Source organism: Oceanimonas marisflavi (assembly GCF_003049725.1).
GTDB lineage: Bacteria > Pseudomonadota > Gammaproteobacteria > Enterobacterales > Aeromonadaceae > Oceanimonas > Oceanimonas marisflavi.
Window position 1 is genome coordinate 57,187 of record NZ_QAGM01000006.1, and the last position, 12,830, is coordinate 70,016.

Consider the following 12,830-nt stretch of genomic DNA (forward strand, 5'->3'; position numbering starts at 1 on the left):
GACGATGACGGTGACCTCATGATCAAGCTTGGTGACAACAATTCCCTGCCCCTGCTGCGGCTCGACGACAAGGGCGGCTGGCTGGACGGCGGCGACTTCGGTGAGCTGTTTCTGCCCAAAAGCCAGTTGCCCGCCGGCTGTCGTCCCGGTGGCGAGGTGGAGGTGTTCGTCTACCTGGATGCCGATCTGGAGCCGGTGATCACCACCAGCCGCCCCAAGGCCCGGGTGAACCAGTTTGCTTCACTGAAAGTGGTCACGGTCAACCGTCTGGGGGCCTTTCTCGACTGGGGCATGAAGAAAGACATTTTTGTGCCCGCCCGCAATCAGGCCCAGCCCATGCAGGTAGGCCGGCACTATGTGGTGCGCCTGTCGCTGGATCACGAGGGCCGCATGGTGGCCACCAGCAAGCTGGAGCCCTTTCTTGACAAGGACACTCCCCGCTACCGGGCCGGCGATGAGGTCAGCCTGCTGATCGTGGCCGGCACCCCGCTCGGCCTGAAGGCGGTGGTGGACGGCAAGTACTGGGGCCAGTTGTTCAAGTCGGAGCTGCCCGAGCGCCTGCCCATGGGCAAGAGCCTGCGCGGCTATATCAAGCAGGTGCGGGACGACGGCAAGCTGGATCTGACCCTGTTCAAACCCGGCCCGGGCAAGACCGACGAGGCGGCAGACAAGGTGCTGGCCCGGCTGGAAGCCGCCGGCGGCAGCCTGCCGGTGAGCGACAAGACCGATCCCGACACCATCTACCGCCAGTTCGGCATCAGCAAGGGCACCTTCAAGAAAGCCATCGGCGGCCTGTACAAGCAGGGCAAAGTCGTGATTGAAGCGGACGGGATCCGGCTGGCAAAGCCGTGAGACGGAAAATGTGAGGAGTGAGGAGGCTGTAGCGAGGTGAATTTCTCGCTCCCACGCTCCTGCGTGGGAGTGTATATCGTGTCCTGGCACAGCTCTGGTATGCATTCCCACGCAGAGCGTGGGAATGAGATGATACAGCGCAAGCGCCTTAAATTTTCTCCATCCAGCCCTTAAGCCATTCCAGGGCCGGCACTTCCGGCTCAAGGGTTTCGGTGGCATCCACCAGCAGGCGGTCGGTCACCGCCTGTGCCTGCAGCTCCTGCAGCTGTTCATCAAGCTTTTTGCCGGCGCCGCAGAAGTCTTCATAGCTGCTGTCCCCCAGGGCCACCAGGGCGTAGCGCACTTCGGGGATGGGCGGGCAGGCTTCCCGCAGGGTTTCAAACAGGGGCACCAGATTGGGCGGAATATCTCCCTGCCCGGTGGTGGAGGTGACAAACAGCCAGAAGTGGGATTGATCCAGATCGGCCAGCTCTGCATCTTCGTGCAGGGTGACATTGTGCCCCGCCTTTACCAGCGCTTCTTCCAGAGTTTCCGCCACCAGTACGGCCGAGCCGTATACGGTGCCGATAATAATATCCACTGACGCCATTTATGCTCTCCTTGGTTTTTTGGCAATATTGTTGTCTGGTGCACTATGCCATGGAACCTGCGCCGGCCCCAAGGTGGGGTCCGGGTCCCGTAGGTTGGAATGAGCAGCGCGAATTCCAACATTCCACCGTCGCCTGCCTTTGTTGGGATTCGCTGCGCTCATCACAACCTACCGCTCTCGGCTCTTGGATTCATTTGTAGAACGGGGGCGTGTAGGCCCGGTTTCAACCGGGCAACGCCGGGTGCCAGATTCAACACGGTTTGCCCCAATAAATTGGGGCCTACAAAATCCATCCGAATTCGGTAGCCAGGCGGTGCCAGTGCGCGTCCAGCGGGGCACTGAGGGTCAGCGGCTCACCGGTCACCGGGTGGGTCAGGCTCAGCCGGGCGGCGTGCAGCATCAGCCGGTCGCACTGGTACTGTTCACGGAAAAAGCGGTTGTGGCGGCCGTCACCATGGCTGGTGTCGCCCACGATGGGGTGGCGCAGGTGGGCCATGTGCCGGCGCAGCTGATGTTTGCGGCCGGTCTCCGGGCTGAGCTGCACCAGGCTGTAGCGGCTGGTGGGGTGCTTTTTCGACACCGCAAAGGGCAGCTCCACCCGGTCCAGGCCCTGCCAGCGGGTCACCGCCTCCTGAGCCGGCTTGTCGGGATCGGCAAACTTGTCGGCAATGTCGTCCAGCTCCCGGGTCAGTGCATATTCCAGCCGCCCTTCACCTTCAAGGTAACCCCGCACCAGCGCCAGATAGGTCTTGCTGATCTGGCGCCCGCCAAAGGCCTCGGTCAGGGTACGGGCCACCCCGGCGTTCTTGGCAAACAGCAGCAGGCCGGAGGTGGGCCGGTCGAGCCGGTGCACCGGAAATACATGGCAGCCCACGGCGTCCCGGGTCAGCTGCATGGCAAAGCGGGTTTCGTGCCGGTCGAGCCAGCTGCGGTGCACCAGCAGACCGGGCTCCTTGTTGACCGCCACCAGCCAGTCGTCTTCATACACCAGCTCAATGCTCATGACTCACGCTCCACCGGCTGGCCGCTCAGGGCTTCATCCAGACGGGCAATGGCTTCAAGCAGAGCCTGAGTGTCTTCATTCAGCCCCTTGAAGCTTTCCACCGCCAGGGGATAAACGGCAATACGGCCAGGCAGAGGCACACCCGCCGCCAGCATGGCCCGCAGCCGGGGCAGCAGCACAAACTGCAGCCACTGGGGCAGGCTCAGCGTGTCGATGCAAAAGGGCTGGGTGCTGGCCAGCGCCTCGGCCGACGGGGGCTTGCTGTCCCACCAGCCCAGGGTTTTCAGCTCCCGTTCCATGTTGAGCAGCAGGTGTTGAATATCAGCGGGCATTGAGCAAACTCCGGGTAAAACGACCCGCTACTATACCATCCCGGCCGCCGACTCCCTATAATTCGCCCTCAAGACAGGAGGAGCCCATGCACATAGACACACTCAGCGACTTTTTGACCCAGGCCGGTACCGAGTTTCGGCTGTTCGATCTGGGCCGGCGGCTGCAGCCCCTTGAGCAGGCCGATTTTGCCGCCATTGAGGCGGGCCGCCGCCCCTATCCCTGGCCCCTGCAGCGTCACGCCTGGCTGGCGGTGTGTTACTGGCAGCAACAGGGCGGCCAGCCCTATGTGTGGTTTCTGAAGATTCCCCTGGACGAACGCGGCCTGTTCAACAATGCCGCGGTCAAACACTTTCTGTCGGCGCTGGTGGAACAGCTGGGCGGGGATATTCACGCGCCGTTGACCGAAGAGCAGCAGCAACGGCTGGCGGACACCCCCTTTACCTTTCAGCCTCCCCAGGACAAGCTGGCCGCCTTTCACGCCCGCCTGAGCCTGGCGCTGGACCATGCGCCGTCGGCCTTTTATCAGGGCGTGCTCGACTATCTGGACAGCCCCGACACTCACGACTGGCAGCAGCTGGGCCTGCAGGGACTGGCGGACGTGGCCGCCCGGCTCAACACCGATGCCGCCCTGGCCAGACGGGTACAGCAGCGGCTGTGGCAACTGCCGGCGCCGGTGCAACAGGCCCTGCTGACCCAGTGCGAGCATCATCCCCTGCCCGCGTCGCTGGCAAAGGCGATCATCGAGGCCATCAGCAGTGAGCAGGAGCGCGCCGGGCCCGACGAAGAGCGCATCGGTCTGCTGCTGCGGGCCACCGCCGGCTGTGCCCCCTTTCGCGAGCGCAGCGCCAAGCTGTCCAGTCTGATGAGCCTGAACCCGGGCCCCACTCTGCTGCTGACCCTGGCGGCCCGGCTGTGGCAGGAGCTGACCGACGAGGCCCTGCTGCTGCAATATCTGACCCTGCTGGCAGAGCATCACGGCGAGCTGTTTAACGGCCTGTTTGCCGAGCTGGTGTCGGTGCCGGCGCTGCGCCCGCTGATCCTGGCCAACCTGCACAATCCCGAGCTGCCCGCCTCGCTGAAGCAGGCACTGGGCGGCCTGTTCGCCGCTGCCCGTGGCTGAGCTGCTGGGGCTGCTGGCGCTGTTTGTGCTGGGCGCCGGGGTCTGGCAGCTGCGCCGCCAGAGCGAGTTTGCCAGCCGCTGGCTGGCCCATTATTGCAGGCGCCAGCAGTTTCAGCTGCTGAGCATTTACCGTTACCGCTTTTGCTGGCGCAAGGGCCGGCTACTGGCGCACTTTCGTTTTGAGTTCAGCCACGACGGCGTGCAGCATAACGAGGGAGATCTCTGGCTGGCCGGGCTGCAGGTGGTGGAGGTATCGGTGCCGGTGCTGCGGGAAAATCACGAGCGGTAAGCGGTAAGCTGTCAGCTTTAAGTGGTGTTGATTGAAGACCCCGTCTGGTGCCTGATAATGTGGTGGTCGTTGCGAGATGGACTCGCGCCTTCGCAGAGTGACAAGCTGCCGGGCCGGCGTCTATCTTTCAGACAACACCACTTACAGCTTAAGGCTTAAAGCTGACAGCTAAAAAAGGAGGTCAACATGGAGCACATCGTTCACCCGTTCAGTGAGCTGTTTGAACAACTGGGGCTGGATGCCAGCCACGAAGGCATTGAGCATTTTTTGCATAATCATAAACTGCCGCCGGAGGTGGAGCTGGTGGAAGCGCCATTCTGGAGTCCTTCCCAGGCCAGCTTTCTGAAGGAAGGGCTGCAGGACGATTCCGACTGGGCCGAAGTGATCGATCAGCTTAACGCCAGTCTGAGTAATTAACGGAGTTTTCATGTCTCAGGACATTATTGATGTTATTCACCGTCTTGCCGCCGAAGGCAAGGCGGTCACCACCGCCACGGTACGGGCCCGCTTGTCGGGCCCGGTCAATATGGCTGAATTGATCAGCCTGGTGAACCGCTATCGCAGTGCGCCGGAATCGCTGCCGGCGGCCTCGGCCGTCGCGGCGCAGCCTTCGGCCGCTCAGCCCCCGGAAGACCGGCTGACGGCGCTGGAAGAAAAAGTACGCGCCCTGGAAGCCCGGCTGGCACGGTTAGAGGGGCCGGACGCCTGATGTGGGTTTGTGAACTTCAGTTTGACTGCTATCAGGACACCCGGCTGGCCGAGGCCGAGCAGGCCATTCGCCAGTTGCTGGATTCCCTGCGCTACAACGGCCAGATCATCGGCCGGGAATTTCCCACCGTGATCCATCAGGGCTGGCTCACCAGCCGGGTGGTGTGTCCCGAGCAGGACAGCCTGCACCCGCGCCATTACAGCCGTCAGGTAGAGCTGGCGGTGGAGCAGCTGCACCGGGCCGGGCTCACCAGCCCCAGGGTCAATCCGCGCGGGCCGGATCTCAACTCCGACACCACAGACGAGGCCCACACGCCCCGGTGGCAGGTGCTGTATACCAGCTATCTGCATACCTGCTCCCCCCTGCGTTGTGGCGACCATTTTGCGCCCATCCCCCTTTACCGCATTCCGGCGGTGGCCAACGGCGATTTCAAGCAGGTAGTCAAATGGCAGGAAGACTGGGAAGCCTGTGATCAGCTGCAGATGAACGGCTCCATTCTCGAACACGCCGCGGTGCAGGAAATTTCCGCCACCACCAGTTTGCTGAGCCGCCGGGGCCGGGATCTGGCCAAACGCATCGAATACCTGACCCAGGTGCCGACCTTCTACTACCTCTACCGGGTGGGCGGCGACAGCCTGGCGGCCGAGCAGTCCCGCCCCTGCCCCGGCTGTGGCGGTGACTGGCGCCTTGACGCGCCGCTGCACGATATTTTCGACTTTTTCTGTGAGCCCTGCCGGCTGGTGTCCAACCTGTCCTGGGACTTCAAAGACTGACCGGCTCGGCCCGGCGCAGAAAGGTGGCCAGATCCGGCGCCAGGGTGCCGATGGCGCCCTTGCCCAGACGCTCGAGCAGCACGGCGCCGCTGGCATTGTCCAGCGTCACCAGCCGGTGCTCGTCCCGGCAGGTGGCAATAAACCAGGTGGCCGGCAGCCCGAGCTTGCGCTGCATCAGCTGGTGACCAATCTGGTTTTGCTGCAGCCGCTCAAAGTCGGCCTGATTCCAGGGCTGCAGCAGGGTCACGAACAGCCCCTTGTAACACAGGGGCACATGCCCGGCGTAATAATGGCCGAACAGCGCCGCCAGCGACGGATGCACCGGCATGTCCAGCGCCTCGCCCAGATTGTCAAAACTGCCGGGCTCGGGGCGCGCAAAGGGGCGCCAGGCCACCCGGCCATGGTGCGCCGGCAACAACTCGGCGGGCGACGGCTCGCCGGGGTCGTGCTCTGCCAGGGGCTGGCCATAGCACCGGCGATAGTGTTCAAACAGGGCAGCCAGTGCCGGCACCACTTGATTCTCCATGGCAAAGCCTCACAATGTTTTTAGAAATGTATACAAGGCCCCATTTTATCAAGCGGACTTTCAAATGACACCAGAGCAGAAATACCAACAGAGCCCCGCCCTTGCCGAACTGCCCCTGGGCAAGCAGAGCAGCTATGTCAGCGAATATGATCCCAATCAGCTGCAGGCGGTGCCGCGCAGCCTGAACCGGGACGATCTGGGCCTGGAGGCCGCTGCCCTGCCCTTTTCCGGTGAAGATCTGTGGAACCTGTATGAACTGTCCTGGCTCAATGCCAGAGGCAAGCCCATGGTGGCCATGGGCGAGGTGCGGGTGCCCGCCACCAGCGTCAACCTGATCGAATCCAAGTCGTTCAAACTTTACCTCAACAGCTTTAACCAGAGCCGCTTTGAGAGCCTGACCGCGGTGGAAGAAACCCTGGCCCGGGATCTGTCCGCCTGCGCCCAGGGCAAGGTCACCGTCAAACTCTATGAGCTGCAGTTTGCGCCGGCCCAGTTCGGCCGTCTGCCCGGCCACTGCATCGATCAGCTCGATATCGACATTGACCGCTACCAGCCCGATCCCGCCCTGCTGGCCAACGCCACCGAGACGGAAGAGGTCAGCGAAACCCTGCATTCCCACCTGCTCAAGTCCAACTGCCTGGTCACCGGTCAGCCCGACTGGGGCAGCATCATGATCCGCTATCAGGGGCCGCGCATTCGTCAGGATGTGTTGCTGCGCTATCTGGTGAGCTTTCGTCAGCACAACGAGTTTCATGAACAGTGCGTGGAGCGCATTTTCATGGATCTGATGCAGCACTGCCGACCAAAGGAGCTGACCGTTTACGCCCGTTATACCCGCCGGGGCGGGCTGGATATCAACCCCTATCGCAGCAATGTGGCCGGCAAGGCCGCCAACGTGCGGCTGCTGCGCCAGTAACCGGCTGACACACCAAGGCTGGACGCAGGCCGGCGGGCTTCGTACACTGCGCCACTGGCCCGATTGCTTCGGTATCGATTATTGTGATTCTGTCTGTCGCCGTTCTGGTGTCACATCTGGCGGGCACCCCGCCACTGTCGTCTTACCAACCGGAGCCCGCTGCACTGCAGCGGGCCCGGCAGCTTATGCTGAGCCGGCCCGGCGAGTGCGTGGCCCTGACCCACCATTTTCTGCAGCGCAAGGAGGCCAAGCCCGCCTCCATGTTCAACTCGCGCCAGGAGCTGGACAAACTGGAGCAGGCCAAACGCTATCGCACCCGCGGACAGACCTTTACCGCCTGGCAGCTGCAGGCCCTGTGTCAGGCCAACGACGGCCAGCTGCTGCCGGCCGACGCCAGCATCAACAAGGCCATCAGTCTGGCCCGTCAGCACCGCCAGCATGACGCCCTGGTCATCGCCCTGCTGCTCAAGGCCAAACTCGCGCTGGCCGGCCAGCAGCCAGACAAGGCACAGGCGCTGCTGGACGAAGCCAGAAAGGTAAACCTGCCTGCCGATACCGGACTGTCGGGAGATCTGCAGTTGCTGCAGGCCACCGTATTGCTGCAACGGAATCGTTTTGACGAAGCCCGCCAGGCCTTTGAGCAGGTGCGACTGCAGGCCATGCAGCAGGACGACTCACCCCGCCAGGCCTGGGCCAACTTTTTGCTGGGGGAGTATTACCTGCAGCTGCAGCAGGACGAGCTGGCCCTGTCTCACTTTCAGGAAACCCTGGACGTGCTGGGTGATCGCCGTCAGTTCTACGTCAAGGCACTGGCCACCAAAAAGGCCGCCAGCATTTATGCCACCCTGGGCCAGAACGACAAGGCGCTGCAATACGCCAACCAGTCCACCACCGAGTTTGAACAGCTGGGCAACAGCCCGCTGCTGATCAGTTCACTGATCAATCTGGGCCAGGTCACCCGGGCCGGAGACGATGCCAACCTGGCGCTGGTGTATTTTTTTAACGCCCTGGATCTGGTCAAAATACAGGGAGACGCCGAGCTGATGGCCCGACTTTATCTGGACATTGGCCAGTCCTATGCCCAGCTGGGCAACTTTAGTGAGGCCCGCCACTACCTGGACATGGCCCGTACCGGCTTTGAACACAGCCAGGATATTCCCCGCCAGGCCGACACCCTGATGCAGCTGGGTAAAATGCACCTGGCCCAGCAGGAATATGGCCTGGCGCTGCTACGCCTGGAGCGCGCCCTGGCCCTGTCCCAGGGGCTCGACGATGTGCTGCGGCTGATGGAAAGCCACCGGCTGCTGGCTCAGCTGTTTGAGCAAAGCGGCAACACGGCCGGAGCGCTGACACACCAGAAGGCGCTGCACGCCTATTTCCGGCAGGCTACCACGGTTAACCGGCTGCTGACCCAGAGCCTGGTGCAGGACAATGAACAGCAACTGCAACAGGAAAGAGAGCTGAGCGATCTGGGCCGGCGCAGCGAAAAGCTGCAGCAGGACAGGGAGCACTTTGCCCTGCTGGCCGCCGGCCTCAGCCTGCTGTCGCCCCTGCTGCTCTACGGGTTGTTGCGCAATTACATTCGCAGCCGCCGGCTGCTGGCTCAGAATCAGGAGCTGCAGCAGACCCTGCTGATCGAACCCCTGACCGGCCTCCCCAACTGGCGTCAGCTGATGCAGCGCCTGCCCCAGGAAATGGCCCGTCAGCAACTGCGCTCGGAGCAGTGGTATCTGGACGAAGAGCAGGCCCGGCCCTTTGACGACAAGATTTATTACCTGCTGCTGCAGGTGCCCTTTATGATCAGCATGCGCGAACGGGTGGGGCTGGCCAATACCACCGAGATCCAGCATCAGCTGGGCGAGTACCTGCGCGGCCGCACCCACCCCGGCGCCCGGCTTTACGATCTGCGTGATGGCCAGTTTATTTACGCCATTCCCCAGAAAGAAGTGCCGGCGCTGCAACAGACCCTGACGGCTCTGGAGCGCATGTTTGCCGAGTTTCCCTGCCAGTTTGATCTGGACAGACGCCTGTTTACCGGCATTATCGGCCATCCGTTTCTGCCCAAGGCGCCCCACGCGCTGGACGATATGCGCCTGGGTGACATTCTCTACCTGGCCATGGCGGCGGCCCGGCAGCTGGGGGAAAAAACCGGTGAGTCGGCCTGGGTGGAGCTGGTGGCGGTGGACTGCCAGCAGGCGGCCTTTTTTACCGGCGATATTCGCACCTGCTGTATTCAGGGTATTATGAAAGGACTGGTCAAGGTCAACAGCTCTCATAAAAAACATCAGGTCGACTGGCAGGCACTGCTGCCGGCATTAACATCAACCGATTCGACCAACTAAGTGAAAAAGCGCCATTCCGGGCGAAGCCATGCAGGATGCCATCAGCTCGTTTTCGTCTGAGCCTGTTTTATTATTTTTTAGGGATAAACCATGATTACCCATATTAATCCGGTGGGCAGCATGAACCTGCTGTCCCAAATCGAGGTGGATCGCCTCAAGCAATCGGCTTCAGGCAGTCTGTACCAGTTATTTCGCAACTGTGCGCTGGCGGTGCTCAACTCCGGCAGCAAAACCGACAGCTCCAAGGAAATTCTTGAGCGTTACAAAAACTTCGACATTAACGTCATCCGCCGGGAACGGGGAGTCAAGCTGGAGCTGTTCAACCCGCCCGAACATGCTTTTGTGGACGGTGAAATCATTCGCAGTATTCAGGATCACCTGTTTTCCGTGCTGCGCGACATCATTTATGTCAACAGCCACCTGCAGGCCAACCCCCAGCTGAACCTGACCGCGTCTACCCATATCACCGATCTGGTGTTTTCCATTCTGCGCCACGCCCGGGCCATTAACCCGGGCGCCGATCCCAGCCTGGTGGTGTGCTGGGGGGGGCACTCCATCAGTCCGGCCGAATATCAGTATACCCGGGAGGTGGGCAACGAGCTGGGGCTGCGCGAGCTCAATATCTGCACCGGTTGCGGCCCCGGCGCCATGGAGGGCCCGATGAAGGGCGCCGCCGTGGGCCACGCCAAACAGCGGGTGACCGGCAGCCGCTATGTGGGCCTGACCGAGCCGTCCATTATCGCCGCCGAGCCGCCCAACCCCATCGTTAACGAGCTGGTGATACTGCCGGACATTGAAAAGCGCCTGGAAGCCTTTGTGCGCCTGGGCCATGGCATTATTGTCTTTCCCGGCGGCGTGGGCACGGCGGAAGAGATCCTCTATATTCTGGGCATCATGATGCACCCGGAAAACCGCAATCAGCCGTTGCCGATCATTCTTACCGGACCCAGGGAAAGCGCCAACTACTTCCGCAGTGTGGACGAATTTATCGGCAATACCCTGGGGCCGGATGCCCAGGCCATGTATGAAATCATTATCGATGATCCGGCCGAAGTGGCCCGGCGCCTGAAAACCACCATGCCGCTGGTGCGGGACTACCGCAAGTCGGTGGGCGACGCCTACTCCTTTAACTGGTCGCTCAAGATCGAGCCCGAGTTTCAGCTGCCCTTTGAGCCCGATCACGACAACATGGCCAACCTCAACCTGCACTGGGAGCAGGCGCCCCAGCAGCTGGCCGCCAATCTGCGCCGGGCCTTTTCGGGCATAGTGGCGGGCAACGTCAAGGAAAGCGGCCTGCGCGCCATTGAGAAAAAGGGACCTTTCCTGATCAACGGCGATCCCAAGCTGATGAAGATGATGGACAAGCTGCTGCGCCAGTTTGTGGAGCAACAGCGCATGAAGCTGCCCGGCTCCGCCTACGAGCCCTGCTACCGCATTAACCGCTGAGGTGACGGTGCAACTGCTGATCCTCGACGCCATGAATCTGATCCGCCGGCTGCATGCGGTGCAGCAGGGTCAGCACAGTCAGACCGAGGCACAGCTGGCGGCCACTCAGGCCGCCCTGGTGCAGGCAGCCGGCAAGCTGCTGGCCCGGTTCCGGCCCAGCCATGTGGTGGCGGTGTTCGACGGCGCCCCGGTGGGCTTTCGTCATCGCCTTCACCCCGACTACAAGGCCAACCGCCAGCCCATGCCGGCAGAGCTGGCAGACTACCTCGGGGAGCTGCAGCAGGCGCTGTGGCAGCAGGGCATAGACGCCCTGCTGTCGGACAGCGAGGAAGCGGACGATCTGGTGGCCACCCTGGCCTGCCGGCTGGCTCAACACGGCGGTCACAGCATTATCGTCTCCACCGACAAGGGGTTCTGCCAGTTGCTGGGGCCCCATGTTCAGGTCTGGGATCACTTCGGCCAGCGCTGGCTGGACGAAGCCCATGTGCAGCAAAAGTTCGGCCTGGCACCGCCTCAGCTGGTGGATTACTGGGCGCTGACCGGTGTGTCCGGCAGCGGCATTCGGGGCGTGCCCGGCATTGGCCCCAAACGGGCAAACGCCCTGCTGCAACAATTCGGCAACCTGGATGCCATGCTGACCGCCTCTGCCGGCACCAAAGAACAAAACACCGTGCAGCAGCACAAAGACGATGCGCTACTGGCACGGCAGCTGGTCAAGCTGGTGGATGATATTGAGCTGGGGGTGAATTTGCAGCAGCTTCGATATCGCAATCAGACCAAAGGGCCATAGGAAAAACAGGTATAAAATGTTATAAAGTCGCTGCAAAAGACAATATAACCAGACCACTGACAACGGAAGCTGCCCCATGAATAAACGCAGTATTACCGTGATCCCGGGGGACGGCATCGGTCCCAGCATTATCGATGCCGCCCTGCGCATTATGGATCACGCAGGTTGTGACTTTCACTATGACTACGCCGACGCCGGCCTGATGGCCCTGGAAAAACACGGCGAGTTGCTTCCCCAGGCTACCCTCGACCTTATTACCCAGAATAAAATCGCCCTCAAGGGCCCCCTCACCACCCCGGTGGGCGGCGGTTTTACCTCCATCAACGTGTCCCTGCGCAAGCTGTTCAACCTCTACGCCAACGTGCGCCCGGTGGTGTCGTTTGAAGGCACTCAAAGCCGCTTCGACAATATCGACATCATCACCATTCGGGAAAATACCGAAGGCATGTATTCCGGCGCCGGTCAGAAGCGCTCCGAGGACAATGCCAGCGCCGAAGCCATGAGCATCATCACCCGGGAAGGGGCCGAGCGCATCGTGACCTTTGCCTATGAGCTGGCCCGCAACGAAGGCCGCAAAAAGGTGACCGTGGTGCACAAGGCCAATATTCTCAAATCCACCTCCGGGCTGTTTCTGGAAGTGGCCCGGGAAGTGTCACAGCGCTATCCGGACATTGAAACCAATGAGATGATCGTGGATGCCGCCTGCATGAACCTGGTGATGTATCCGGAACGCTTTGACGTGATCGTGACCACCAACCTGTTTGGCGACATTCTCTCTGATCTGTGCGCCGGCCTGGTCGGCGGTCTGGGCATGGCGCCAGGCGCCAACATCGGCAAGGATGTGGCCATTTTCGAAGCCGTTCACGGCTCGGCCCCCGACATTGCCGGCCAGAACATCGCCAACCCCTGCTCGGTGATCCTGGCCTCCATTCAGATGCTGGAGCATCTTGGCATGGCCGACAAGGCGGCGCAGATCCGCAACGCCGTGGCCAGAACCATTGCCGAGGGCAAGACGGTTACCCGGGATCTGGGCGGCAACGCCAGCACCACGGAATTTACCGACGCCATTATTGCCAACCTTTAAATTTGTAGGCCCCGTTTTAACGGGGCAACAGTGCCACATGCGGTACGGTTTGCCCGAA

Annotated in this window: 15 protein-coding genes; 11 read left to right on the forward strand and 4 right to left on the reverse strand. The window is 61.7% G+C overall.

Going from position 1 to position 12,830, the window contains the following annotated elements; translation table 11 throughout:
• The first annotated feature begins 18 nt into the window (after positions 1–18).
• Complete coding sequence (locus DA373_RS05560) at positions 19–852, forward strand: CvfB family protein (RefSeq protein ID WP_107851343.1); 834 nt, start codon at positions 19–21, stop codon at positions 850–852.
• Between the two features lie 148 nt (positions 853–1,000).
• Here DA373_RS05560 and DA373_RS05565 read toward each other — a convergent pair whose 3' ends face one another.
• The 3 genes from DA373_RS05565 to DA373_RS05575 all read right to left on the reverse strand — a co-directional run bounded on the left by DA373_RS05565 (position 1,001) and on the right by DA373_RS05575 (position 2,776).
• Entirely contained in the window at positions 1,001–1,441 is a 441-nt protein-coding gene (locus DA373_RS05565) for a flavodoxin (RefSeq protein WP_107851344.1), read from the reverse strand.
• Positions 1,442–1,721: 280 nt separating this feature from the next.
• Complete coding sequence (truC, locus tag DA373_RS05570; protein WP_107851345.1) at positions 1,722–2,444, reverse strand: tRNA pseudouridine(65) synthase TruC; 723 nt, start codon at positions 2,442–2,444, stop codon at positions 1,722–1,724.
• Positions 2,441–2,776, reverse strand: a complete 336-nt coding sequence (locus DA373_RS05575; RefSeq protein WP_107851346.1) for a YqcC family protein — start codon at positions 2,774–2,776, stop codon at positions 2,441–2,443. The genes truC and DA373_RS05575 overlap by 4 nt, the downstream gene beginning before the upstream one ends.
• A gap of 86 nt (positions 2,777–2,862) precedes the next feature.
• On the opposite strand from DA373_RS05575, the gene DA373_RS05580 reads away from it, so the two are divergent.
• From DA373_RS05580 to DA373_RS05600, 5 genes are all read left to right on the forward strand, one after another.
• Positions 2,863–3,897 carry a DUF3549 family protein gene (locus tag DA373_RS05580; protein WP_107851347.1) on the forward strand — a complete coding sequence of 345 codons (1,035 nt, stop codon included), beginning with the start codon at positions 2,863–2,865 and terminating at the stop codon, positions 3,895–3,897.
• On the forward strand, positions 3,890–4,186 hold the full coding sequence (locus tag DA373_RS05585) for a DUF3301 domain-containing protein (protein ID WP_107851348.1): 297 nt from the start codon (positions 3,890–3,892) through the stop codon (positions 4,184–4,186). Before DA373_RS05580 ends, DA373_RS05585 begins: the two co-directional genes overlap by 8 nt.
• Before the next feature lie 186 nt (positions 4,187–4,372).
• Positions 4,373–4,603 carry a DUF2789 domain-containing protein gene (locus tag DA373_RS05590; protein WP_107851349.1) on the forward strand — a complete coding sequence of 77 codons (231 nt, stop codon included), beginning with the start codon at positions 4,373–4,375 and terminating at the stop codon, positions 4,601–4,603.
• Between the two features lie 10 nt (positions 4,604–4,613).
• Positions 4,614–4,895: a hypothetical protein gene (locus DA373_RS05595; protein ID WP_107851350.1), complete on the forward strand. Its 282-nt coding sequence runs from the start codon at positions 4,614–4,616 to the stop codon at positions 4,893–4,895.
• On the forward strand, positions 4,895–5,668 hold the full coding sequence (locus DA373_RS05600) for a Zn-ribbon-containing protein (RefSeq protein WP_107851351.1): 774 nt from the start codon (positions 4,895–4,897) through the stop codon (positions 5,666–5,668). The genes DA373_RS05595 and DA373_RS05600 overlap by 1 nt, the downstream gene beginning before the upstream one ends.
• Here the strand turns inward: DA373_RS05600 and DA373_RS05605 are convergent.
• Entirely contained in the window at positions 5,658–6,194 is a 537-nt protein-coding gene (locus DA373_RS05605) for a SecY-interacting protein Syd (protein ID WP_107851352.1), read from the reverse strand. The genes DA373_RS05600 and DA373_RS05605 overlap by 11 nt on opposite strands.
• Positions 6,195–6,258: 64 nt before the next feature.
• Between DA373_RS05605 and queF the strand changes: the two genes are divergently transcribed.
• From queF to DA373_RS05630, 5 genes are all read left to right on the forward strand, one after another.
• Positions 6,259–7,110, forward strand: a complete 852-nt coding sequence (gene queF / locus DA373_RS05610; protein ID WP_107851353.1) for an NADPH-dependent 7-cyano-7-deazaguanine reductase QueF — start codon at positions 6,259–6,261, stop codon at positions 7,108–7,110.
• 83 nt (positions 7,111–7,193) lie between these two features.
• Positions 7,194–9,452 (forward strand): tetratricopeptide repeat protein, encoded by a 2,259-nt coding sequence (locus DA373_RS05615; RefSeq protein WP_107851354.1) that lies wholly within the window; start codon positions 7,194–7,196, stop codon positions 9,450–9,452.
• 90 nt (positions 9,453–9,542) lie between these two features.
• On the forward strand, positions 9,543–10,898 hold the full coding sequence (ppnN, locus tag DA373_RS05620) for a nucleotide 5'-monophosphate nucleosidase PpnN (protein ID WP_107851355.1): 1,356 nt from the start codon (positions 9,543–9,545) through the stop codon (positions 10,896–10,898).
• 13 nt (positions 10,899–10,911) lie between these two features.
• On the forward strand, positions 10,912–11,688 hold the full coding sequence (gene xni / locus DA373_RS05625; RefSeq protein ID WP_107851433.1) for a flap endonuclease Xni: 777 nt from the start codon (positions 10,912–10,914) through the stop codon (positions 11,686–11,688).
• 76 nt (positions 11,689–11,764) lie between these two features.
• Positions 11,765–12,772, forward strand: coding sequence for an isocitrate dehydrogenase (locus DA373_RS05630; RefSeq protein WP_107851356.1), 1,008 nt, complete (start codon positions 11,765–11,767; stop codon positions 12,770–12,772).
• The last annotated feature ends 58 nt before the right edge of the window (positions 12,773–12,830 follow it).